This is a genomic window from Sinorhizobium sp. NFACC03, from assembly GCF_900103435.1.
In the GTDB taxonomy this organism is placed as follows: Bacteria; Pseudomonadota; Alphaproteobacteria; order Rhizobiales; family Rhizobiaceae; genus Ensifer.
On sequence record NZ_FMXF01000005.1, the window covers coordinates 74,849 to 96,560 of the forward strand.

21 protein-coding genes are annotated in these 21,712 nt (G+C 62.4%); 11 read left to right on the plus strand and 10 right to left on the minus strand.

Features of this window, described 5'->3' with window-relative positions:
- Window positions 1-75 precede the first annotated feature (75 nt).
- Window positions 76-1,044, plus strand: coding sequence for a DMT family transporter (locus tag BLU35_RS10085; RefSeq protein ID WP_093232985.1), 969 nt, complete (start codon window positions 76-78; stop codon window positions 1,042-1,044).
- A gap of 205 nt (window positions 1,045-1,249) precedes the next feature.
- On the opposite strand, the gene BLU35_RS10090 is transcribed toward BLU35_RS10085, so the two are convergent.
- Window positions 1,250-2,077, minus strand: a complete 828-nt coding sequence (locus tag BLU35_RS10090) for a class I SAM-dependent methyltransferase (protein ID WP_057248838.1) — start codon at window positions 2,075-2,077, stop codon at window positions 1,250-1,252.
- Window positions 2,078-2,280: 203 nt separating this feature from the next.
- On the opposite strand from BLU35_RS10090, the gene BLU35_RS10095 reads away from it, so the two are divergent.
- Complete coding sequence (locus BLU35_RS10095; protein WP_057248839.1) at window positions 2,281-3,006, plus strand: DUF2270 domain-containing protein; 726 nt, start codon at window positions 2,281-2,283, stop codon at window positions 3,004-3,006.
- A gap of 118 nt (window positions 3,007-3,124) precedes the next feature.
- On the opposite strand, the gene BLU35_RS10100 is transcribed toward BLU35_RS10095, so the two are convergent.
- From BLU35_RS10100 to BLU35_RS10115, 4 genes are all read right to left on the minus strand, one after another.
- A complete protein-coding gene (locus BLU35_RS10100; protein ID WP_057248840.1) occupies window positions 3,125-3,391 on the minus strand; it encodes an usg protein in 267 nt (88 codons plus the stop codon).
- A 165-nt stretch (window positions 3,392-3,556) separates the two neighbouring features.
- Window positions 3,557-4,387, minus strand: coding sequence for an ABC transporter permease (locus BLU35_RS10105; RefSeq protein ID WP_057248841.1), 831 nt, complete (start codon window positions 4,385-4,387; stop codon window positions 3,557-3,559).
- Window positions 4,384-5,187, minus strand: coding sequence for an ABC transporter permease (locus BLU35_RS10110; RefSeq protein WP_057248842.1), 804 nt, complete (start codon window positions 5,185-5,187; stop codon window positions 4,384-4,386). Before BLU35_RS10110 ends, BLU35_RS10105 begins: the two co-directional genes overlap by 4 nt.
- A gap of 168 nt (window positions 5,188-5,355) precedes the next feature.
- Window positions 5,356-6,138 carry an ABC transporter substrate-binding protein gene (locus BLU35_RS10115; RefSeq protein WP_057248843.1) on the minus strand — a complete coding sequence of 261 codons (783 nt, stop codon included), beginning with the start codon at window positions 6,136-6,138 and terminating at the stop codon, window positions 5,356-5,358.
- A gap of 417 nt (window positions 6,139-6,555) precedes the next feature.
- On the opposite strand from BLU35_RS10115, the gene BLU35_RS10120 reads away from it, so the two are divergent.
- The 4 genes from BLU35_RS10120 to BLU35_RS10135 all read left to right on the plus strand — a co-directional run bounded on the left by BLU35_RS10120 (window position 6,556) and on the right by BLU35_RS10135 (window position 11,527).
- A complete protein-coding gene (locus tag BLU35_RS10120; protein WP_093232986.1) occupies window positions 6,556-8,880 on the plus strand; it encodes an OmpA family protein in 2,325 nt (774 codons plus the stop codon).
- A 145-nt stretch (window positions 8,881-9,025) separates the two neighbouring features.
- A complete protein-coding gene (locus tag BLU35_RS10125; protein WP_093232987.1) occupies window positions 9,026-9,673 on the plus strand; it encodes a polysaccharide deacetylase family protein in 648 nt (215 codons plus the stop codon).
- Between the two features lie 269 nt (window positions 9,674-9,942).
- Complete coding sequence (locus BLU35_RS10130) at window positions 9,943-10,452, plus strand: tetratricopeptide repeat protein (protein ID WP_176907202.1); 510 nt, start codon at window positions 9,943-9,945, stop codon at window positions 10,450-10,452.
- The gene (locus BLU35_RS10135; protein ID WP_093232989.1) at window positions 10,340-11,527 is read left to right on the plus strand and encodes a tetratricopeptide repeat protein; all 1,188 of its coding nucleotides are present in this window, start codon (window positions 10,340-10,342) and stop codon (window positions 11,525-11,527) included. Before BLU35_RS10130 ends, BLU35_RS10135 begins: the two co-directional genes overlap by 113 nt.
- 22 nt (window positions 11,528-11,549) lie before the next feature.
- On the opposite strand, the gene mobB is transcribed toward BLU35_RS10135, so the two are convergent.
- The 3 genes from mobB to BLU35_RS10150 are packed head-to-tail and all read right to left on the minus strand — an operon-like array spanning window position 11,550 to window position 13,649.
- Window positions 11,550-12,071 carry a molybdopterin-guanine dinucleotide biosynthesis protein B gene (gene mobB / locus BLU35_RS10140; protein ID WP_058328846.1) on the minus strand — a complete coding sequence of 174 codons (522 nt, stop codon included), beginning with the start codon at window positions 12,069-12,071 and terminating at the stop codon, window positions 11,550-11,552.
- Complete coding sequence (gene mobA, locus BLU35_RS10145; protein WP_058328845.1) at window positions 12,068-12,730, minus strand: molybdenum cofactor guanylyltransferase MobA; 663 nt, start codon at window positions 12,728-12,730, stop codon at window positions 12,068-12,070. Before mobA ends, mobB begins: the two co-directional genes overlap by 4 nt.
- 10 nt (window positions 12,731-12,740) lie before the next feature.
- Complete coding sequence (locus BLU35_RS10150; RefSeq protein WP_093232990.1) at window positions 12,741-13,649, minus strand: DMT family transporter; 909 nt, start codon at window positions 13,647-13,649, stop codon at window positions 12,741-12,743.
- A 452-nt stretch (window positions 13,650-14,101) separates the two neighbouring features.
- Between BLU35_RS10150 and BLU35_RS10155 the strand changes: the two genes are divergently transcribed.
- The gene (locus tag BLU35_RS10155) at window positions 14,102-16,645 is read left to right on the plus strand and encodes a methyl-accepting chemotaxis protein (protein ID WP_093232991.1); all 2,544 of its coding nucleotides are present in this window, start codon (window positions 14,102-14,104) and stop codon (window positions 16,643-16,645) included.
- Window positions 16,646-16,929: 284 nt separating this feature from the next.
- Here BLU35_RS10155 and moaA read toward each other — a convergent pair whose 3' ends face one another.
- Window positions 16,930-17,979: a GTP 3',8-cyclase MoaA gene (gene moaA / locus BLU35_RS10160; RefSeq protein WP_093232992.1), complete on the minus strand. Its 1,050-nt coding sequence runs from the start codon at window positions 17,977-17,979 to the stop codon at window positions 16,930-16,932.
- Between the two features lie 253 nt (window positions 17,980-18,232).
- On the opposite strand from moaA, the gene BLU35_RS10165 reads away from it, so the two are divergent.
- Window positions 18,233-18,607 (plus strand): gamma-butyrobetaine hydroxylase family protein, encoded by a 375-nt coding sequence (locus tag BLU35_RS10165; RefSeq protein ID WP_057248853.1) that lies wholly within the window; start codon window positions 18,233-18,235, stop codon window positions 18,605-18,607.
- An 18-nt stretch (window positions 18,608-18,625) separates the two neighbouring features.
- Here BLU35_RS10165 and BLU35_RS10170 read toward each other — a convergent pair whose 3' ends face one another.
- Window positions 18,626-19,138 (minus strand): MarR family winged helix-turn-helix transcriptional regulator, encoded by a 513-nt coding sequence (locus BLU35_RS10170; RefSeq protein ID WP_093232993.1) that lies wholly within the window; start codon window positions 19,136-19,138, stop codon window positions 18,626-18,628.
- 17 nt (window positions 19,139-19,155) lie between these two features.
- Between BLU35_RS10170 and BLU35_RS10175 the strand changes: the two genes are divergently transcribed.
- From BLU35_RS10175 to BLU35_RS10185, 3 genes are all read left to right on the plus strand, one after another.
- Window positions 19,156-20,064 carry an alpha/beta fold hydrolase gene (locus tag BLU35_RS10175; protein ID WP_057248855.1) on the plus strand — a complete coding sequence of 303 codons (909 nt, stop codon included), beginning with the start codon at window positions 19,156-19,158 and terminating at the stop codon, window positions 20,062-20,064.
- A 127-nt stretch (window positions 20,065-20,191) separates the two neighbouring features.
- Entirely contained in the window at window positions 20,192-20,800 is a 609-nt protein-coding gene (locus tag BLU35_RS10180; RefSeq protein WP_093232994.1) for a pyridoxamine 5'-phosphate oxidase family protein, read from the plus strand.
- Between the two features lie 62 nt (window positions 20,801-20,862).
- Window positions 20,863-21,660 carry a M15 family metallopeptidase gene (locus BLU35_RS10185; RefSeq protein ID WP_286161493.1) on the plus strand — a complete coding sequence of 266 codons (798 nt, stop codon included), beginning with the start codon at window positions 20,863-20,865 and terminating at the stop codon, window positions 21,658-21,660.
- Window positions 21,661-21,712: the final 52 nt, after the last annotated feature.

The window sequence follows — 21,712 nt, forward strand, 5'->3', positions numbered from 1 at the left end:
AGGTGTTTGTCAAACACATGCATGGCGGACCGTGAAGGGAAGCATTAGCGTCCGAAAAACCAATGAGGCCGGACTATGGACAAGAGTTTCTACGTAGGCGTTCTTGCCGCACTCTTCGCGGCCTTCGCCTTTTCGCTCAACTTCGTTGTGCCTTTCATCATCGGCGACTACTCCACCTTTGATTTTGCTCTTGTCCGTCATGTGGTCTCGGCTCTGGTCGGCCTCTTTATTCTGTTTTCGGATCGGGGGGTGATACAACACCTGACGCTCCGAAACTGGCTTTCAGCAATCTGGCTCGCCTTCATCGGCTACGTCGGCTACTTCCTGACGGTGACAGGAGCTGCCATCTTTGCTGGGCCGGTGATTGCTCCCGCCTTTCTCGGTTTGGTTCCGCTCGTTCTGATGGTGGTCGGCAACCAGCGGCAGGGATCGGTGTCATGGCAATCCCTGACGGTGCCTCTCATGCTGGTGCTGCTCGGTCTTGTTTTCGTCAATGGCACAGCGTTCACGGCAGAGGGACTGGAATCCGTCCGTTCCTTCTGGATCGGTGTTCCGCTGGCGCTTGCGGCGGTGGCATTGTGGGTCTGGTTTGCGATTGCCAATCAGGCCGCCTTGGCCGTCCGACCTGAAATGCCCTCCGGTGTGTGGTCCGCGCTTATCCTCGTTGGCGGAGGTATCTTGATGCTGGCCTTCTACCCGGCTGGAGCAGCGATGGGTCTTTTTCAGCTTCCAAAACTCGGTTTTGGGTGGCACGCCGCCGGCTCACTCTATCTTTGGGGTACATCCTTCGCGCTTCTGGCAACCGTATGCGGAGTGTGGGCGTGGAATGTCGCGTCTCGAACCTTGCCCGTTGCACTGGCCGCGCAATTGATCGTTTCGGAAACGGCATTTGGGGTCATCGGCGGTCTCGTCGTTCATGCTCGATGGCCGACCGCGATGGAAGCTGCAGGGATCGCGATCCTCATTGGCGGGGTCGTTCTGTCCGTCCGGATTTTCTACGAAAGGCAGTTTTCATTGGGCAAGACGGCGCTGGCGCACCAGTAAGGGCTCCGCGCCCGATCTTTGTCGGCGCCCAGTCGCTATGGGCCAAAAGGTGCGACTGGTGGCACCTGTTAGATAGCTCTCGAAAAGAGGGAAGGGCGCAAAGTGGGATGCGCCCTTTTCATGCGGTCATGCCGCGCCGCCTTCAGCGCCGCGGCACCCTATTTTTATCCTTACATAGCAGACGACTTAAGGAAGCTGCAGGTGATCAGGGCTTGAAGCGCGCGATCACCAGATGGCCGGCGATCGGCTCGCCTTCTTCCAGACGCACGGTGATGTCGCCGACTTCGACGATCTCGAAACCGGTGGCGGCCAGGCGGTTGCGCAGGTAGCTCTCGGCGTGGGCGAAGCGCTGGTGCGGGCCGACCATGAAATCGCGGCCGGCGAAGGTCTCGGTTGGCAGGGTCTCGCTGGAGAAGATCAGCAGGCCGCCGGGCACCATGTTGTCGACCGCGCCGAAAAACAGCGCTTCGAGCGCGCCCATGTAGGGAAGCACGTCGGTCGCAACGATCAGGTCGAAGGGCTCGTCGTCGTTGTCGTCGAGATAATCGACCGCTTCGGCGACGTAGAGCGTCTCGTAGAGATCCTTCTCATGGGCGATCTCGACCATGTTTTCGGAGAGGTCGATGCCGGTGATGTCGTCGGCCATGTCGCGGAGCGCGCCGCCGGTGAGGCCCGTGCCGCAGCCAAGATCGAGCACACGATCGAACGGGCCAAGCTCAAGCGCCTGCAGCCGCTGGCGCACGAGGAGCGGCACGCAGTAGCCGAGCTGGTCGACGAGCACGTTGTCGAACACTTCGGCATGCTGGTCGAAGAGGGTGGCGACATAGGCGTCAGGCGCCTTCACCGGCGTCTCGCCGCGTCCCATCGAGGCCAGGCGCACGGCAGCGCCGCCGTGGTCTTCCGGGTCGAGCGCCAGCACTTCGGCATAGGCATCGGCGGCGGCATCGAACTTGCCGGATTTTTCCAGGGAGAGGGCGCGGTTATAGGCTTCCGCCAGCGCTTCCTCGTCGATTTTCGTGCTCTTCTGGGTCATGGGCGCTTCTTACGTCCGCAGAGGCGCTTTGGCAATCGCCGTCGGCGATCGTTTACCGGAGCGGATTAATCGGTATCCGGACGACAAATAGGTTTTCATTGGCCTTTTGAACGAAAAACGGCGCCCTGCGACGCCGTCGGGATTTATCGGCGAGAGGAAAGGAGTCATCATCGCAAGCATAAGAAAAGACGGGAGGAACGACGATGTCCGCCGAGCTCGGTCCGCTGATCATCAGTGCGGAGGTCAAGGAGCCGAAGGGCCCGCCGCTGCCGCAAACATCCCAGGAGCAGATCAACGCGGTCGTGCACTATTATCGCGGTGAAATGGGCCGTATGGCCGGCTGGCGCGACCGCATCGACCGAACCTCGAACTGGGCGATCACCGTAGTTGCGGCGCTGCTTTCGGTATCGCTGTCGACGCCGACGTCACATCACGGCGTGCTGCTCTTCGCGATGCTGCTGATTACGCTGCTGCTCTTGATCGAGGCGCGGCGTTACCGCTTCTTCGATGTCTATCGCGCCCGCGTGCGGCAGTTGGAACGCGGATACTTCGCGCAAATCCTGGCGCCGGACGGCGCGCCGAACTTCAATTGGGCGGCGGCGATCGCCAAGAGCCTGCGCAAGCCGGCATTTCTGATGACCTATCGCGAGGCGCTCTGTCGGCGGCTGCAGCGCAACTATTGCTGGATGTATCTGATCCTGCTGCTGGCCTGGGCGCTGAAGATCTCCTCGCCGAAGATGTCGGCCAATGGCGAACCCTTCGGGCATGTGCGGTCCTGGACCGATGTCGCCGAGAATGCCGCACTCGGCCCTTTGCCTGGCTGGCCGGTGGTCCTGGGCGTTCTGCTGTTCTATGCGCTTGTCCTTTACGGCTCGCTGCACAGGGAGCCGCGTGAAGGCGAACTGGCGCATGGCGAGGTACATGTCTGAGAGCGCATCGGCTGCAGCGTCCGCAACGCTGAGCGATCGCGGTTATCAGGGCTTGCCGATCGCAACGCCGGTAGCCTGACCGAAGGCCACCTTAGGCTCCTCGGTTTCGATCGGCGGTTCAGTGCAGAATGAACTCGCCTTTGAGCGCGCGCCATTCCGTCGCCGAGATCAGCTTGCGATGCACATAGCGCACCGAATGCAGCGGTCCATCCAGCTTCTCTTCCCAGAATTTCAGGAAGCTGCGCATTTCCGGAAAGTCCGGTGCCAGGTCGTAGTGCTGCCACACATAGGTCTGGAGGAAGGTTGGATGATCCGGCATGTGGTAGAGGATCTGAGCGGTCGTCAGGCCGTAGCCCTTCAGTTGCAGTTCCATTTCGTTCGTCATTAGGACCTCACTTCTCGCAAAGGTTGGTCTCTATGATGAAACGCCCGATTTCTTAATCAAGGGCTAATATTTGCCCTGAAATGAAACTTTCGTAAGAAATAACAAAAGCTTGGCAGCATCTCACGGAGAGTGCTGCCAAGCTTTGCTCGTCGGTGATTTCCGGAATCAGCGCTTGAGGTGACGGGTTAGCCGCGCTTCCAGCATGCTCCAGATGTTGCGCAGGATCTCGACCATGATCAGGTAGAGAATGGCCGCCCAGATATACATCTGGAAGTCGAAGGTGCGGGAAAAGGCGTAACGGGTTTCGCCCATCAGGTCGAAGACGGTGACGATCGCGACGATCGCCGAGCCCTTGATCATCAGGATGATTTCATTGCCGTAGGGGCGTAGCGCCACGATCATCGCCTGCGGCAGGATGATCTTCCAGAAAGCGACGCGCTCGGGCAGGCCAAGGGCGGCGGCACCTTCACGCTGTCCGCGCGGCACGCTCCCGATTGCGCCACGCAGGATTTCCGCCTGGTAGGCTGCGGTGTTGAGCGTGAAGGCGAAGAGCGCGCAGTTCCACGCATCGCGGAAAAACCACCACAGGCCGACCGTTTCCAGCTGCGGGCGGAAACTGCCGAGGCCGTAATAGATCAGGAAGAGCTGCGCGAGCAGCGGCGTGCCGCGGAAAAAATAAACATAGCCGTAGGCGAGCCACGACCAGAGCTTGTTCTTCGACATGCGGGCAAACGCGATCGGCAGCGACAGAAGGGCGCCGAGGACGATCGAGATCGAGACCAGCATCAGCGTGACGCCGAGGCCGGAGAGGAAGCGCGGACCGTATTTCGCGAATTTCTCCGGGTCCCAGCCATTGACGACGGTCAGGAAGATGCCGACGCCAAGCGCCAGCCAGACGCCGAGCGCGACGCTGCCGACGAAGCGGGTCAGCGTATAGGGCCTTGGCGGAACCGGAGGCGGGGCCTGCGGCGGGATCATCGTTGCAACAGTGCTCATCGGCCCATCTCCGCACGTTTGGTCCAGCGTTCCAGGTTCGCAAAGACGATCGAGGAAATCATCGCGAGGATCAGGAAGAGCACGCAGGCGACACCATAGAATTCAAAGGCTTGCTTGGTAACGCGGGCGGCGACGCCGGTCTGGCGCAGGATGTCGGTCAGGCCCACCACCGAGACGAGGGCGGTGTCCTTGAGCAGCGCCATCCAGAGATTGCCGAGACCGGGCAGCGCGATGCGCACGAGCTGCGGCAGGATGATGAGGCGCATGGTCCTGCCGCGATGCAAACCAAGGGCATCGCCGGCCTCGTATTGTCCATGTGGAATGGCCTTGAAGGCTGAGAGCAGCACTTCGGAACAATAGGCGGAGAACACGACGCCGAGCGCGATCATGCCGGCGAAGAAGGCGTTGATCTCCACCGGCCCCTCGTAGCCGAGCGTCGCCAGCAGCTGCTGAACGAGGATCTGCAGGCCGTAATAGACGATGAAGAGCGTCAGCAGTTCGGGCAGGCCGCGGAAGATCGTCGTGTAGATGTTGGCGGCCAACCGTATGGTGCGCTCTTCGGACTGCTTTCCGAGAGCGATGAAAAAGCCGATCAGCAGGCCGACGGGCAGCGTCGCGATGGCAAGGCTCGCGGTAACCACGAAGCCGTAGGCGATATCGTCGCCCCAGCCTGTGTCGCCGCAGGCCAGCAAGGTGCCGGGCGCCAGCCAACGAAAGACCCCGACGGGGCCGCAGAATGGATCGACGATCGATCCGATCCAGGAAAGGATGGAATAGAAGCCGGCAAACAACCCGCTCATGTCAGAAGTTTCCCCTTTGCGCCGTTTTTGTGTGTATCGATCGCGCTTTGTTTTAGGCTCTTGTCAAACAAAAACGGCGGAAGGGCAAGCCGTCCGCCGTTGCATTTTTCGCATGAACTGACGTTTCTCCGGCATGATTCACTAGGAAATCGCGCCGGATCCCGTCAATCAGCTGCCATAAACGTCGAACGGGAAGTACTTTTCGTTGATTTCCTTGTACTTGCCGTTGGCGCGGATCGCTTCGATTGCCTTGTTGAACTTTTCGCGCAGCGCGTCGTCGCCCTTGCGCACGGCAATGCCGGCGCCTTCACCGTTGATGACGGGGTCGATCGGCAGCGTGCCGAGCAGCTTGCAGCAGGCGCCGTCTGTCGACTTCAGCCATTCGGAGAGCACGACGACGTCGTCGATGACGGCGTCGATACGGCCGTTGGCGATGTCGAGCTTGTATTCGTCAGCCGTCGGATAGAGCTTGATGTCGGCACCCTTCATATGCGCTTCGGCATAGTTGGAATGGGTGGTGGAGCCCTGCGCGCCGAGCGTCTTGCCCGCAAGCGCTGCCTCGGTCGCCTCGGTGATCGGCGAATCCTTCGGCACGACGATTGCCGGCGGCGTGTTGTAGTACTTGTTGGTAAAGTCGACCTTTTCCTTGCGCTCGGCAGTGATCGACATGGATGCGATGATGGCGTCGAACTTCTTGGCGATCAGCGCCGGAATGATGCCGTCCCAGTCCTGCGTGACGAAGGTGCATTCGGCCTTCATTTCCGTGCACAGTGCCTTGGCGATGTCGATGTCGAAGCCCGTCAGCGTGCCATCCGCTGCAAGGTTGTTGAAGGGCGGGTAGGCGCCTTCCGTGCCGATAACGACCTTTTCGCCGTCGGCCATGGCCGAGCCTGCCATGAGCACGAAAACGGCAGCCGATGCGGCGGCTGCCAGCCGCTTGGAAATACGCATGATAGTCCTCTCTGTTGGCCGACATCCGGTTTTTTGTTTTTCACGGATGCCAATTTCTGCCGGAGCGTTTGCCTCCGGTTGCGGCGATATTCGTACTCTTTTCCTGTAAAAATCAACAGGAAAGCGAAGGTGCTCACCGGGAAAAGGATTTCGACCGCAGATTGTGGTGGCGGGTCGCGCAATGAACATGAACGGTGCGTTCAGCGCCGGTTAATCTTGCCTCCGCTAGCCCTTATCAAGGAACCGGCGCGTGGCTCGGGCATTGCACTTGACGGCGCGTGTCGTTGGCAACACAAAAAAGCCGGAACCTTGGGTCAAGGCCCCGTGAGTATTCGCGTTCGCACCCATTCTTAGCCGTGTCATATGCTGGGAAGAGGATGCGGGACCAGGACCTCCCAAGAAGAGGAAGGAAGACAAATGTCGATTCGATCCAAACTGTTTGCAACCGTCGCGCTGCCGGTGCTGTCGGTGTCCGTCGCGGTTCCGCCCGCTGTCGCCGACAACCTGATGAAGCCATTCGAGGTTGCACAGGAGGGCGGCGGTCAGTCTGAGGAAGAGCTGCTGCTGCAGAAGCAGCGCCAGGCTGAAGAAGAGGCAGCACGCCAGGCGGTCGAACAGCAGAAGGCTGCGGAAGAAGAGGCCGCGCGCCAGGCTGCCGAGCAACAAAAGGCTGCTGAGGAAGAAGCCGCGCGCCAGGCTGCTGAACAACAGAAGGCCGCTGAGGAAGAAGCTGCCCGCCAGGCTGCAGAACAACAGAAGGCCGCTGAAGAAGAAGCCGCTCGCCAGGCCGCTGAACAGCAGAAGGCTGCCGAGGAAGAGGCTGCCCGTGCAGCCGCTGAACAGCAGAAGGCTGCTGAGGAAGAGGCTACCCGCCAGGCTGCCGAACAACAGAAAGCTGCTGAAGAAGAAGCTGCGCGCCAGGCGGCTGAGCAGCAGAAGGCCGCTGACGAGCAGAAGGCTGCGGAAGAGCAGAAGGCCGCCGAAGAGCAACAGAAAGCCGCTGAACAGCAGAAGGCTGCAGAAGACGAAGCTGCCCGCCAGGCTGCCGAACAGCAGAAGGCAGCTGAAGAACAGCAGAAAGCTGCGGAGCAGGCTCAGCCCGGTACCTGCGTCGTACCGGAAGGTCAGGATGCATCGACCGCATGCCCGCCGGAAGGCGGCAAGGCAGCCGAACAGCCTGCGACCACCGAAGAGCAGAAGGCCGGCGAGCAGCCGCCCGTGACCGAAGAGCAGAAGGCAGGCGAACAGCCCGCGCCGACCGAAACGGCGCCGGGCACGGAGCCGCAACCCCAGACTGGCGAAGGCCAGCTTGTACCGGGCACGGAGCAACCGCAGACCGGCGAGGGCCAGCCTGTGCCTGGCACCGAGCAGCCGCAGACCGGCGAAGGTCAACCCGTCCCGGGGACCGAGCAGCCGGCGACCGCCGAGCAGCAGCCGCAGGTGCAGCAGCCGGTTCCGGAAGTGGTCGACACCCGCACCGAAGAAGAAAAGGTGAAGATCGCCGAAGACCCGGCGGCGACCGACGAGACCGTCGTTCTGCCGGTTGAAAACGGTGCGGCCGTGCTCGACAGCGACAAGGACGCCGACAATGCCGGCGGCAACCAGGCGCGCGAAGAGCGCCAGAAGCTGCGCGAGGAGCTGCGCGCCAAGGAAGAAGACGCGCCGGCGCCGGCAGACGATGCCGCATCCCAGGCTGCCATCACCGCCGAGACCCCGGCCGACCTGACGCAGAAGATTGAGGCGAACCTCAACGAAAAGGGCACGCGCGTCGATGAGGCGCCGGTCTTCGTGGTTCCGGAGACGACCAACATCGTCAACAACACCGTCATCAACAACACGGTGATCAACAACAACACGACCGTCAACAACGTCACCAACAACATCACCGAGGTGAAGGTCGTCGAGCAGGTCGACAATCGGGTCATCCTCGGCGTCGGCGACCAGATCTTCGTGCGTGGCGACGATCGTCCGCGCCTGCGCCACGATGCGGAAGAGACCTATTACGACGAACTTCCGCGCGGCCGCACCCGCGAAACCATCCTGCGTCCGGGCGGCTACAGGATCGTCACCGTCTACAACCGTTACGGCGACATCCTGCAGCGCTCGCGCGTTGACCGTGACGGCAACGAATACCTGATGATCTACGCGCCCGAGCGTGACGAAGGTCCGCGTCCGGCGATCATCGACGTCGGCTACGAACTGCCGCCGATGCGCCTGCGCATCCCGGTGAGTGATTATATTGCCGACGTTTCCGACGACCCGGACCGTGACTACTACGAGTTCCTGGCCGAGCCGCCGGTCGAGCGTGTCGAGCGCGTCTACACGATGGACGAGGTGCGTCATTCGGCCCGCCTGCGCGACAAGGTTCGCCGTATCGATCTCGATACGATCACCTTCCCGACGGGCAGCGCCGAAGTGTCGATGTCGCAGGCGAAAACCATGCGCAAGGTCGCGGCCGCAATGGAGAAGGTTCTGGCGAAGGATCCGGGTGAAACCTTCTTCATCGAAGGCCACACTGATGCCGTCGGCTCGGACCGCTCGAACCTCGTGCTTTCGGATAAGCGCGCCGAATCGGTCGCATCGCTGCTGACCGAGGTCTACGGTATTCCGCCGGAAAACCTTGTGACCCAGGGCTACGGCGAGCGCTTCCTCAAGGTGCGGACTGAGGAGGCCGAACAGCAGAACCGCCGCGTCACCATTCGCCGCGTCACGCCGCTGGTCCGTCCGGTCGCGCAGCGCTAACAAAGTCGCCCAGCGCTGATCAAAGTCGCACAGCGCTGATCAAGCTTCGGGCAGGAATGTCCGAATAGCTCTAGGAAACCCGCCTCGCAAAAGGCGGGTTTCCGTCGTTTCACAGATCTCCAGCCTCTTTAATTTCCGGATTGCCATGAAAGCCGTTGCCCTGCCGTTCCTCGCCTTCGCCATGCTCACCCAATCGGCTGTCGCAGCACCGGGGCTCGTGGAGCCGGATCTGCGGCTGCCGGCCAATCCAGATGGAAAGAGCGGGGCGCCGCGCGTCGCCCTGACGCTCGATGCCTGCAGCGGCGCGACCGACATGCGCATCCTCGGCACCCTGATCGAGAACCACATTCCGGCGACGATCTTCGTGACCGCGCGCTGGCTGAAGCGCAACGGCCTCGTCGTCGAGGTGATGAAGGCGCATCCGGATCTGTTCGAGATCGAGGATCACGGCGCGATGCATGTGCCGCCGATCGACGTCAAGGTCTCGGTCTATGGTCTGGCGGCGGCCGGGTCGGAGGCTGCGGTTGCGGCCGAAGTCGATGGCGGTGCGACGGCGATCAAGGCGCATGGCCTGCCGGCGCCGCACTGGTTCCGTGGGGCAACCGCCAAATATACCCATTCGTCGATGAGCCAGATCCGCGCCATGGGTTATCGCATCGCCGGCTACTCGGTGAACGGCGACGGCGGCTCGCTGCTCGGCGCAGCCGTCGCCGAAAAGCGCATTCGCGCAGCGAAGGACGGCGTCCGGCTAAACGACATCCCGGATGAAATGACAGTCGGCGCGACGAATTGACGGATTTTGGCGGCTGGCTGCGGAAAATGTCCGTCAGGAAATGGTCAGCGCCGGAAAATGTCTGCGTCGAGTGATATCTCCCCGAGCGCGGCGACGTTCCATATCCCATATCTCGTGGTGGATTGTGCGTGCTCGACCAAGCCGTTTCTCTCATGACAGTTGCAAGGCCGCTGCTCGACGCAAAGTAGCGGCTTGTCGAATTCCATTTTCCGTTGCCGGCAGCTCCCCCTTAGGCTTGTCGAGCTATGCGTCTGGCTCTGGAGGAGTGGATGAAGCGTATCGTTATCGGGTTCGTTGTCGCGCTGCTATCGCAGGCATTCGCGTCGCCTGCGCGCGCAGATGGTGCGAGTGCGCCATTGCAGCCGTTCGAGCAAGTGCTGGAGCGCGCCGAGAAAGGCGATGTCGAGGCTGAGGTCGATATCGGCATACGCTACCAGACAGGTGAGGGTGTTGCGCGCGACGTTTTGAAAGCCATCGGCTGGTATCGGGGGCCGGCCGAGAAGGGTAACGCGAAAGCGCAATTCCTGCTTGGCACTATCTATTTCAACGGTGCCGAGGGCGTGAGGCAGAACTATGCCGAGGCGCTACGCTGGTATCGGCCTTCAGCCGAGCAGAAGATGCCGGCCGCCCAATTCAGTCTCGGGGTTCACTACGAACGCGGCTTGGGTGTCGCGAAGGACGAGGCGCAGGCTATCGTCTACTATCGGTTGGCTGCGGAACAAGGTTACGCCACCGCCCCTGCTCCAGGAGGGGCGTGGAACGAAGCGCGACCTTGCTGAGGCCTTCGAATGGTATCGCAAGGCGGCAGAGCAGGGGCTGGTTGCGGCCATGCACAATCTCGCCGTCGCCTACTTGCAGGGCAACGGCACGCTGAGAAATGACGCAGCGGCCTACCGATGGGAGTCGCGCGCCGCGATCGGCGGGGAACCCCGCGCTCAGTTCAATCTCGGAGTCATGTACGAGAGAGGCACCGGTGTCGAACGTAGCGTTCCCGAGGCGCTCAACTGGTATGTGCGAGCAGCCGAGCAGGGGAACATCGAAGGACAAACGAATGCCGGCAGGCTCTATTTCAACAGCGAGGCCGGGCGGGTCGATACCAAGGAGGGGGATCGCTGGCTGCGGCTTGCTGCGCGTGGCGGAAATGGGCAGGCACAAAATCTCCTCTGCACCATCTACGTGTGCGCATTCGGCGTCGGGCGCGACGATCGGGAAGCGGTAAAGTGGTGCCGCTTGGCGGCCGACCGGGGCATGGCCTCGGCGCAGGTGGATCTGGCAATCTTCTACATGCTGGGTCGCGGCGTCGAGAAGGACGAGGCTCAGGCATTCGAGCTGTTCCTGAAGGCGGCAAAACAGGGGAACCCGCAAGCCCAGATGAATGTCGGCGCCATGTACCTGACGGGTGCCGGCGTTAATGAAAACTACGCGGTGGCGCACCGCTGGTTCCTGATGCTTGCTGATCGCGGAGATCCCAAGGGGCAATTCAACCTGGCGGTCATGTATGCGAACGGCCAAGGTATAGAGAAGAACGTGAAGGAAGCGGCGCGGCTCTACAAGCTTTCGGCTGACCAGGGTTATGCCTTGGCGCAGTTCAATCTCGCCATGGCCTATCTGAACGGCATCGGCGTGGAGATTGACGCTCCGGCTGCCGTCCGGTGGTTCCGCAAGGCGGCGGAGCAAGGAAATGCCGACGCGCAATTCTTTCTCGGTATCGCCTATGCGAGAGGCGATGGGGTGGAGCAGGACCTTTCAGCCGCGGCCGAATGGTATGCCAAGGCCGCCGCGCAGGGGATGCGGAAGGCGCAGGAGTTGCTGGCGAAGCTGCCCGAAGAGTATCGCCGCGCCTCGCAGCGTTGAGCCTGCAGCGCCTTCGCGCCTTTCAGACGCCTTTGCGCTGCAACCCTGTGACCTTCTCCACGAAATCGGCGATCGCGATGGTGTCGTCGAGGTCGAAAAGCGGAAGATCGGCATTGGCAACCGGGTGATCGGCAGCGATCGCGCAGATGTGCGGATCGGTGGGGGCCAGCGGCTCTCGGTTCGCCGATTCCAGGCGCCGGGCCTCGATTTTCGGGATCGGTTCGCGCTTGTAGCCTTCGACGAGCACAAGATCGCAAGGGGCAAGCCGCGCAAGGATGTTCTCGAAGGACGGTTCCGGTGCGCCGCGCAATTCGTGCATGATCGCAAACCGCGTGCCGGAGACGATCGTCACCTCGTGGGCGCCAGCCTCGCGATGGCGGTAGCTGTCGGCGCCGACCTTGTCGATGTCGAAGTCGTGGTGCGCGTGCTTGACGGTGGAAACCACGTAGCCGCGCTGCGTCAATTCGGTGACGAGCCGCACCATCAGTCCGGTCTTGCCGGAATTCTTCCAGCCGGCGATGCCGAAGATCTTCATGGCGTTCATGCTCTGCTGTCCTCGAAAAAACTCAACCATTCCTTCGCCTCGGTGAGATCCGCAGGAGTGTTGACGTTGAAGAAGGGATCGAATGCGCCCTTCGGCGTCATGGTGACAGGAAAGTCGACCGTTACCGAGGCATGGCGTTCGATGAAGGCACGGACGCGGCGCTTCGGGTCGCTCGTCAGCCAGGTCTCCAGCTCGTCGGCGAGCGCAACTGGCCAGAGCGCAAACAGTGGATGCATCTGGCCGACGGATGCCGCCACGGCAATCTGTTGACGTTGGGTCAAGGCGGCGATCAGTCGCGCGACGAGGTCATCGGGAAAGAAGGGCGTGTCGGTGGGAACGACCAAGACATGGGATGCTTCCGGCGTAGCCCCTGCCACATGGCGCATGGCCGTCAGCACGCCGGCGAGCGGTCCGAGAAAACCCGGAACCGTATCGGCAATGACGGGCGTATTTCCGTCGACGGCGTCTGCCGGTTCGGCGTTGAGGTTGACGGCTATGCTGGTGACCTGGGGACGAAGCCGCTCGATGATGTGCGAAAGCATCGTGCGGCCACCCAGGTGAAGGTCGGGCTTGGGGCTTCCCATGCGGCGCGACAGTCCGCCTGCGAGGATGACGGCGGGTAGCGGTTCGCTGATCAGACGGCGTGAGGTGTCCGGCATCGCGCGGCTCCTATTCCAAAGGGCCGGTCAGCGAGCGCTGGGCGACCGCTTTTCGGCCGCGCAGGGTCTCGCGGTAGAAGGTGTAGAGGCCCGAACCGATAATGACCGCAACGCCGACCAGCATCCAGGTATCGGGCACTTCCGTAAAGAAGAAGATGCCGATCGCGATCGACCAGATCAGGCTGGTGTAGCGGAAGGGCGCAATGACCGAGATATCGCCGGCGCGCATTGCCAGCACGATCGTCTGGTAACCGAGCATCAGCAGGATGCTCGCGGCGGCGATGTGGCTGAAGGTCGTCGCCGACATTGGCTGCCAGCCGCCCATCGGCTGGATGAGGACGGCACCGACGATGGTTGTGACAAGGGAGGTCGACACGGTGATGTAAAGCGAGGGCACGTCATGGCCGATGCGGCGGGTGCAGAGATCGCGGGTTGCCGTGACGAACACGCAGGCGACGACGGTCAGTGCCGCCGGCGTGAAGCCCTCGGGACCGGGCCGAAGCACGATCAGCACGCCGATGAAGCCGGCGATGATCGCCGTCCAGCGCCGCCAGCCAACTGGCTCGCCGAGGAACAGGGCGGCGCCGAGCGTGACGGCCAAGGGCAGCGCCTGCATGATCGCCGAGGCATTGGCGAGCGGGATCTGGCCGAGGGCGGAGATATAGGTTACCGAGGCGAGCGCCTCCATGGCGATGCGCAGCAGGATCACCGGCTTCATCAGGGTGCGGAGCGGCCGAAAGGCGCGAAACTGCCAGGCGGCGAGCACCACCATCAGCGTCGTCAGCAGCCCGCGCACGAAGATGATCTGGCCGACATTCATCGCGCCGGTGACAGATTTGACCAGCGCGTCGTTGCAGGAGAACGTGATCATCGCCAGGCACATGAAAAGAATGCCGCGGAAATTGGTGGAGGCTTGCATGCTGGCTGTCCTGCGGCGCCGGAAAGCGGGCTACGCTGTCGACGAATGGGGAGGCGAATCCACGGGATGGATCGCCCAATGTTTAAGCATTGGCTGCCGGCTTGTGCAAACGGGTTCGCATGCGGCGGCCGTTTTTCTTTCAGCGCAAGTAGAACGGTCAGCCCCGGCCGAGTTCAATTGCCCGGAAGACTGTGGCAGGCCGCTAAAACGTCCGCCGGCGAACTGAGCTTATTCGCGGAATCTTAAGTTTCGCTGCCTATCGTCGCTGCAATTCCGCATCCATTCGCATGACGCGATCGGCGGGGTGGCGCCGCAGTAACCTTGCAGGGTGGCCATTCCAGGGACGTCTGCCCAGGCTTAGGAGAGCCTTCGGCACTCGTCCCATCGGTGTTTCCACCAAGAAAAGCCGCCGCGCGGGCCTGCTTCCCATAAGAATAATTCAGGGGTGCGCAATGTCTTTCATCGATCGCCTGCTGCAGCGTTTGCGGATCGTCACCAAGGTTCTGCTTTTCGTGGTTCCGCTTGTGGCGCTGATTGCCGGTATTGGTCTCATTGGCTTCTTCACCGCCCGCACGCTCAACGGCCATATGACCGTGACGCGGGAAACCATCAACAATCTCTCGGACTTCCAGGCGCTGCGCAGCGCGCTGCAGGCTTTTGCCGATGCGCCGAGCGAGGAAACTCGGGCTGCTTTGGCGAGCCAGATCGACGAGCAGGAAAGCGGCGTGAAGACGCTGGACGGCCTGCTGACGCGCGGTGAGGACAAGGCGGAGATCGCCTCGGTGCTGGCGCTGGGTGAGACGATGCGCAGCCAGACGGACAAACTCTGGGTGACCAAGCTCGAGCGGGACCAGGTAACGGCATCGCTGGAAACGGCGCTCGCCGACATGACCGAGCAGGGCAACAGTGCCTACAAGCAGATCGATATCATCCGCAGGGAATCCGGCGAGAAGGAAGCCTTCGCCAAGGCGCTGCTTTTCGATGCCGCCGCCTATCAGGGCCTGGCCGAACGCATCAAGAAATTCCGACTGCCGGTCACGATGGCCGTCAATCCGGATGCCAAAATCGACCAGGCGGGTAAGCTGCTGCCGCATCTCGTGAAGCAGATCGATGAGGCCGAAAAGATTGCCTCGGAAAAGGTGCAGGCGCCGATTGCCGACGTGAAGGAACAGGCGCTCAGGGTTCAGGCGATCCTTGCCGGTGCCGAAGACAGCGAGGCGAAGAAGAACGCGCTGGTGCCGATCCTCAGCAAGTTCTCCAAGTATGAAGCGGACTTCGCCAAGGAGGCAGCCAAGAACTCGGATACGGCGGCCAAGCGCTTCGTCGGCATGGATGCCGAGATTTCGCAACTGAAGACCCTGATCGCGCTGATGGGCGATACCTTCAAGGGGCTCGACAGCACGCGGCTGCATATCAGCGAGCTGCACCGCAAGCTCGATGCCGCGGGCCGCGAGCCGGTCATGGCTGACATCCAGGCGGTTCGCGAAACGGCGGGCAAGCTCGGGGAACTCGGCGGCAAGAACGCGGCTCTCCGCGATCTTCCGGCGAAGCTTGGGCCCTCGCTCGGCAACATCGACAAGGACACCGCGGCACTGATCGACGTCGGCGGCCGCTGGCAGGCGGCGAAGGCCGAAGCCTCGGCCCTGGTCGCGTCCGCCAGCACCACACTTGAGAGTTTCGTCAGCAGCGCGCAGGAAGCCGGCAAGGTCGACAGCCAGCGCTCGGCCGATGTCTCGATCGTCGCCATGATTGCCGGCACGCTGCTCGCCATCATCGGTGGCCTGATGCTGGTCGAAACGCTGCGTGGCCCGCTGAAGCGCGTGACCGAAACGATGACGCGGCTTGCCGGCGGCGATCTCGACGTTGCCATCGAGGGTCGCAACCGCGGCGACGAGATCGGCGACATGGTGCGCTCCGTTGCCGTGTTCCGCGACAATGCCGTCGAGAACGTGCGGCTGGGGCGCGAGGCGGAGGCGGCGCGTGCGCTTTCGGCAGAAGAAGAAGCGCGCCGCGCCGCGGAGCGTGCCCGTGTCGAGGCCGAGCAGATGCAGGCGCTGAATGCGCTTTCGGATGTTCTCGCCGCTCTCGCCGACGGCAATCTCGAGGAAGGCATGGCCGAGGACCTGCCGGCCGACTACGTCATCATGGCCCGCACCTACAACAATGCGGTCGAGGCGTTGCGCGTGACGCTGGCCGACGTGCGTGTCGTTACCGGCGAGATCACCGGTGGCACCGGCAATCTCGCGTCGTCGGCTGACGACCTGGCACGCCGCACCGAGCAGCAGGCGGCCGCACTCGAGGAAAGCTCGCGTGCCCTTCGGCAGTTGACGGAGATCGTTCGCACGACGGCGGAAAGTGCGCGCAAGACGACGGTGTCGGTGGGCGAAACCAATTCTTATGCCAAGCATTCCGGCCAGGTGGTGGCCAAGGCGATCGACGCCATGGCGGAGATCAATCGCTCGTCGGAGAAGATCAGCACGATCATCGGCGTCATCGACGAGATCGCTTTCCAGACCAACCTCCTGGCGCTCAATGCCGGCGTCGAGGCGGCGCGGGCAGGCGAGGCGGGCCGTGGCTTTGCCGTCGTGGCGCAGGAAGTGCGCGAGCTTGCCCAGCGTTGCGCAGGAGCTGCTCGCGAGATCAAGGGGCTGATTTCCGAAAGCTCGGCGCAGGTGCGGAGCGGCGTTGCTCTGGTGCAGGAAACGGGCGATGCGCTCACCGTCATCAACAGCCACATCACCACGATCCACGACCTCGTCAGCAATATCGAGGCTTCGGCAGCCGACCAGTACACCGGCCTCAACGAGGTCAATTCTGCAGTGCATGAGGTCGAGCTGATCACCCAGCAGAACGCCGCGATGGTCGAGGAGAACACCGCCGAGATCCACGGGCTGCGCCGGCAGGTGGAAGCGCTTAACGAGAAGATCGAGCGCTTCCGCACCGGTACGGAGGGAATGGGTGCGCAGGCGCAGGGGCGCGGGAGCTACGCGGCCTGATCTGTTCCTCCGACGGCGGCTTTCAAGGCTTGCCGCCCGGCTTGTCAGCCCCTCACCCTAACCCTCTCCCCGCAAGCGGGGCGAGGGGGCGTGCACTGCGGCAAGACATCCCAATGTAGGTCGCCGGAAAGCGCAAGCCGTCGACGCATCTGTGCGGAGTACGTGGGGACACGAGCGTGTGCCCCACATTCCCTTCTCCCCGCTTGGCGAGGGAGAAGGTGCCGGCAGGCGGTTGAGGGGCCGCCTGCCGGTTGTTCATCCAAAGTTGGTATCGTGCGGGACGGTCAGCCGCCGGTGACGCTCATGTGGCGGGCGACGGCGGGACGGTTGTGCTCCCGGTCGATGATGAAGTCGTGGCCTTTCGGCTTGCGGCCGATCGCCTCGTCAATCACCTGGCTCAAATAGGCATCGTCTTCGGAGGCGCGGAGCGCAGTGCGCAGGTCGGCCGCGTCGTTCTGGCCGAGGCACATATAGAGCGTGCCGGTGCAGGTGAGGCGGACGCGGTTGCAGCTTTCGCAGAAGTTATGCGTCATCGGCGTGATAAGGCCGAGCCGTCCGCCGGTTTCCGCAACCTCGAGATAACGGGCAGGGCCGCCGGTGCGATAGGGAATGTCCGAGAACGTGAAGCTCTGTTCCAATTGCCGGCGCATCTCGGAGAGCGGCAGGTAGTGGTCGGTGCGGTCTTCTTCGATCTCGCCCATCGGCATGGTTTCGATCAGCGTCAGGTCCATGCCGCGGCCATGGGCCCAGCGCATGAGATCGGGGATCTCCGCGTCGTTGAAACCTTTCAGCGCCACGGCGTTGATCTTGATCTTGAGGCCGGCAGCCTGGGCCGCGTCGATGCCTTCCATGACCTTGGAGAGGTCGCCCCAGCGGGTGATCTGGTGGAACTTCGCCGCGTCGAGCGTGTCGAGCGAGACGTTGATGCGCTTGACGCCGCACTCGACAAGCTCGGAGGCATATTTCGCGAGCTGCGAGCCATTGGTCGTCAGCGTCAACTCGTCGAGCCGGCCGGCCTCGATCTCCTTGCCGAGTTCACGCACCAGGAACATGATGTTCTTGCGCACCAGCGGCTCGCCGCCGGTGAGCCGCAGCTTGCGCACGCCCTTGGCGATGAAGGCGGAACAGAGCCGGTGCAATTCTTCGAGCGTCAGCAGATCCTTCTTCGGCAGGAAGGTCATGTGTTCCGCCATGCAATAGGTGCAGCGGAAATCGCAGCGATCGGTGACCGACACGCGCAGATAGGTAATCGCCCGACCGAAGGGGTCGATCATTGGAACGGTCTTCTGCTCTAGCGGCCTGGCGCCGAACCTGTCTATCGTGGCTGTATTCAAAACGTCTTTCTCCCAGCCCTTTCAATGTCGTTGTCGAACCTGCTCGCGTCAAGGCGCATACTGTCGCAAAGTGTTGATCGGAAGAGCAGGGTAATTCTCGCCAGCCGATTTCTGCGCTAGTGCATACTCATCCCTAAGTCAAAGCCGCATCAGGGATAGGAGGTTTCAGCAAGCAAGGTGCGATGAAGCTTTCAGGCGGATCACGGCGAATGGACGGCATCGCGTTTGCCGTTCGCGAACAGGAGCAGGCAATATGAGTGAAATCTGGCCGACGGAACTGCGTGTCTCCAAGGATCGCCACCGGCTCGTCGTCGCCTTCAACGATGGCGCATCCTTCGATCTCTCGGCGGAGATGCTGCGGGTACTATCGCCGTCTGCCGAAGTGCAGGGCCATGGGCCGGGCCAACGGGTGACGGTGCCCGGCAAGCGCAACGTGCAGATCATTTCAGTGCAGCCAACCGGCAACTACGCGGTGCGCATCGGTTTCGACGATTTTCACGATACCGGCATCTTCACCTGGAGCTATCTGCGCGAACTCGGCGAGAAGGGTGGAGAGCTCTTCGGTGCTTATGAACAGGAACTCGCTGAGAAGGGCATGTCGCGCGACAAGACGGAAAAGCCGCGCTGATCTCGGCTGCGCCTGTCGTCAGGCCAGTTCGTCCTCTTCTTTCAGCAGTATCCCGATCAGCCGCTCCATGGATCGGGTGACCACCATGCAGTCCTCCAACGGCTCGTCGTCCAGCAATTTCTCGATCAGCGCCGTGTGGATCTCCATGGCTGCCTCCGTAAGGTTGCGGCCCTCCTGTGTCAGCGACAACCGCAGCACCCGTTTGTCCTTCTCGTCACCGCGGCGCAGGATCAGGCCGCGCTTTTCCAGCTGCGGCAACAGCATGCTCATGTTGGAGCGGCCCACCAGCAGTTTGCGTGCCAGTTCCTGCTGCGAAATGCCGTCGAAGCGGTAGAGGTTGATCAGGATATCGAGGTGTGGCGGCTTGATGTCGAGATGGGCGATCTCGCGCGTCACCGTCTGCTGCATGAGCTGGCAGGCGCGCGCAACCGCGATCCAGCTGCGGAAACGGGGGTGATCCCAAGGGAAATGGTGTTCTGTCGTCACTTGATTTTTGTTCAACGTTGTACAATTATGTTCAGCATTGAACATAACAAGAGATTCCCACTATGGCACCCTTTGCGATCAAGGTCATCCGCCACACGCTGAAAGGCGTGGCAGCGTTCTCGCCCGAGGCGGCCGGCAGGCTTGCCTTCAAGCTTTTCAGCGTGACGCCCGGCCGGAAGCCTAAGAACGCCAAGGAGAGGGCGGCGCTCGCGGCCGCGGCGCCCGTGATCGCCACGGGGCAGCCGGTGACGCTTTCCTATGCCGGCGGCTGGGTGCTGGCACGCCAGTTCGCCGCTCCGCGCAATGCCGCCAACGCCAAGCGCATCCTGCTCGTGCATGGCTGGGGATCGCGCAGCGACTACTTGGCTGCGATGATCGATGGCCTGGTCAAAGGCGGCGCTGAAGTGGTGACGCTCGACTGGCCGGGGCATGGCGGTTCGCCGGGACGCACACTCACGATGCCTGCAGCGGTCAGGGCGATCGACGCCGCCTGGCGGCATTTCGGCAATTTCGATGTCTGCGTCGGTCATTCCTTTGGCGGGGGAAGCCTTGCTTGTGCGGCGGGCGGCATCGTCTGCGACGTGCGCAGCCATGTGGCGAAGAAGCTGGTGCTGATCGGCGCGCCGAGCGAGATGACTTGGCTTTTCAAAGGTTTCGGCAAAATTCTTCGCCTGGCGCCGAAGACGCAGGCGGCCTTCGAAGATGTTGTCGAGCGTCTCGCCGGCAGACGCCTCGAGGATTTCGACGCCGCGCGGATCATCGGCGTCCTCGCCGTGCCGACGCTGGTCATCCATGCGGAGGACGACAAGGAGGTCGCGGCCGATCATGCCCGCCGCTATGCAGCCGCTGGGCCGAACGTGGAGATGTTTTGGGCAAACGGCTTCGGCCATCGCCGCATCGTCTCGGCCGCACCCGTGATCGCGCGGATCAATGCCTTCATACACGCGGAAGATCAAAAAGCCGCCGCCTGACTATTTTTCGTTGCTGCCGTCATCAGACTGTCATGCTATCGGTCAAAGGGTCGCTTTAGCCTCCGGAATCGCTTCGCAATCCGCGCCCTGCCATCGATCCGGAGATCTTTCGGTATTGGAGGACGGCATGTCGGTCATCACCTCGGTCGAGGAACTCAACGCGCTCTATGGCGGTGTTAGCGAAGCATCGGTGGCCAAGGTCACCAAAACGCTGACGGCGGAGTATCGGCTGATGATCGAGGCTTCGCCCTTCTGCGCGCTCGCAACCGTCGGGCCGGAGGGCCTCGATTGTTCGCCGCGCGGTGACGACGATTGCGTCGTTCGGATCGCCGACGACAAGACGGTGCTGCTTCCCGACTGGCGCGGCAACAACCGGGTCGATTCGCTCGCCAATATCGTGCGTGACCCGCGCGTGGCGCTGATGTTCCTGATCCCCGGCTCGAACACGACGATGCGCATCAACGGCACAGCCGTCCTCAGTATCGATCCGGAGCTTACCGATAGCTTCGAGGTCGACGGCAAGCACCCGCGCAGCGTGATTGTCGTGACCATCGGTGAAGTCTATTTTCAGTGCGCCCGTGCGGTGATGCGCGCGCAGCTTTGGAACCCGGAACGCTTCCTCGCTCCGGCATCGCTGCCGACGCCCGGCACGCTGCTGAAGGCTGCCAAGACGGATTTCGACCGCGAAACCTATGACCGCGAATGGCCGGAGCGCGCAGCCAAGACCATGTGGTAGGCTGCTGCGGGGGCCGACCGGTACGGTCGCCATCTCAGCGAAGCGCGCGGGTGGAGGCGAGGGTGCGGCGGCAGGCTCTGACAGGTGCATCAGCACTCCTTTTCGCTCTCTTGGCCGGCAAGGCGACAGCCGGCGAGCCCAGTCTATCCGAGAAGCTCAGCCTGCTGGCTACGGCCTACCCCGATGCCATCGAGCGGATCGACGGCAATGTCCTGGTTCTGCGGGATGGTGGAGGGCCGCTCTCCATCGACGACGGCAGGAAGAAGAGCCATGCAGAGAAGCTGGCCGCGGCGGATATCGAGGACAGCCTGTCACAGATCTATCCGCTGGGCGCGTGTGCGAAAGCGCCGGCCGTCGATTTCGATCCGGGTCGCATCCGCAGCGAAGCACTGTTGAAGCGGCTCTATGGCAGCAGTGCTACGGCTGTCAGGCGGGATCTCGTCACTGTGGACTGGTTCGGCGAACGGCTGCGGGTGACGAGGAAACACGGAACGGCCGCGGCGCTGAAGGCGGTCGCCGCGGACCTTTCGCAGCATGCCGAACTCCGGCGCTATCTCAGCCCAAGCGCCGGCACCTTCAATTGGCGGCCGATTGCCGGGGCTGCCACGCTGTCGGTCCATAGCTTCGGCGCGGCTATCGACATCAACACCGATTTCGCCGACTACTGGCGCTGGGCCGGGAAGGCCAAGGGAGCGCACGGCTATCGCAACCGCTATCCGCTCAAAATCGTCGAGATTTTCGAGAAGCACGGCTTCATCTGGGGTGGCCGCTGGTACCACTTCGATACGATGCATTTCGAGTACCGGCCGGAACTGATCGCGATCGCTCGGGCTGCCGGTGGGGACGCCTGCGGCCGCTAATCGGCCGCCTCGCAATGTCCAGAGGGGCTAACTTCTCGCAAATCCTGGCAAA

Excerpts from the sequence above, each read along its gene's own strand:
- BLU35_RS10125 (WP_093232987.1), top strand. The coding sequence starts at position 9,026 with ATGAAAGCCGTTGCCCTGCCGTTCCTCGCCTTCGCCATGCTCACCCAA.
- BLU35_RS10155 (WP_093232991.1), top strand. The coding sequence starts at position 14,102 with ATGTCTTTCATCGATCGCCTGCTGCAGCGTTTGCGGATCGTCACCAAG.
- BLU35_RS10165 (WP_057248853.1), top strand. The coding sequence starts at position 18,233 with ATGAGTGAAATCTGGCCGACGGAACTGCGTGTCTCCAAGGATCGCCAC.
- BLU35_RS10180 (WP_093232994.1), top strand. The coding sequence starts at position 20,192 with ATGTCGGTCATCACCTCGGTCGAGGAACTCAACGCGCTCTATGGCGGT.
- BLU35_RS10090 (WP_057248838.1), bottom strand. The coding sequence starts at position 2,077 with ATGACCCAGAAGAGCACGAAAATCGACGAGGAAGCGCTGGCGGAAGCC.
- BLU35_RS10110 (WP_057248842.1), bottom strand. The coding sequence starts at position 5,187 with ATGAGCGGGTTGTTTGCCGGCTTCTATTCCATCCTTTCCTGGATCGGA.
- mobB (WP_058328846.1), bottom strand. The coding sequence starts at position 12,071 with ATGAACGCCATGAAGATCTTCGGCATCGCCGGCTGGAAGAATTCCGGC.
- BLU35_RS10095 (WP_057248839.1), top strand. The coding sequence starts at position 2,281 with ATGTCCGCCGAGCTCGGTCCGCTGATCATCAGTGCGGAGGTCAAGGAG.
- BLU35_RS10175 (WP_057248855.1), top strand. The coding sequence starts at position 19,156 with ATGGCACCCTTTGCGATCAAGGTCATCCGCCACACGCTGAAAGGCGTG.
- BLU35_RS10130 (WP_176907202.1), top strand. The coding sequence starts at position 9,943 with ATGAAGCGTATCGTTATCGGGTTCGTTGTCGCGCTGCTATCGCAGGCA.
- BLU35_RS10120 (WP_093232986.1), top strand. The coding sequence starts at position 6,556 with ATGTCGATTCGATCCAAACTGTTTGCAACCGTCGCGCTGCCGGTGCTG.
- BLU35_RS10100 (WP_057248840.1), bottom strand. The coding sequence starts at position 3,391 with ATGACGAACGAAATGGAACTGCAACTGAAGGGCTACGGCCTGACGACC.
- mobA (WP_058328845.1), bottom strand. The coding sequence starts at position 12,730 with ATGCCGGACACCTCACGCCGTCTGATCAGCGAACCGCTACCCGCCGTC.
- BLU35_RS10170 (WP_093232993.1), bottom strand. The coding sequence starts at position 19,138 with ATGTTCAATGCTGAACATAATTGTACAACGTTGAACAAAAATCAAGTG.
- BLU35_RS10105 (WP_057248841.1), bottom strand. The coding sequence starts at position 4,387 with ATGAGCACTGTTGCAACGATGATCCCGCCGCAGGCCCCGCCTCCGGTT.
- BLU35_RS10115 (WP_057248843.1), bottom strand. The coding sequence starts at position 6,138 with ATGCGTATTTCCAAGCGGCTGGCAGCCGCCGCATCGGCTGCCGTTTTC.
- BLU35_RS10150 (WP_093232990.1), bottom strand. The coding sequence starts at position 13,649 with ATGCAAGCCTCCACCAATTTCCGCGGCATTCTTTTCATGTGCCTGGCG.
- BLU35_RS10085 (WP_093232985.1), top strand. The coding sequence starts at position 76 with ATGGACAAGAGTTTCTACGTAGGCGTTCTTGCCGCACTCTTCGCGGCC.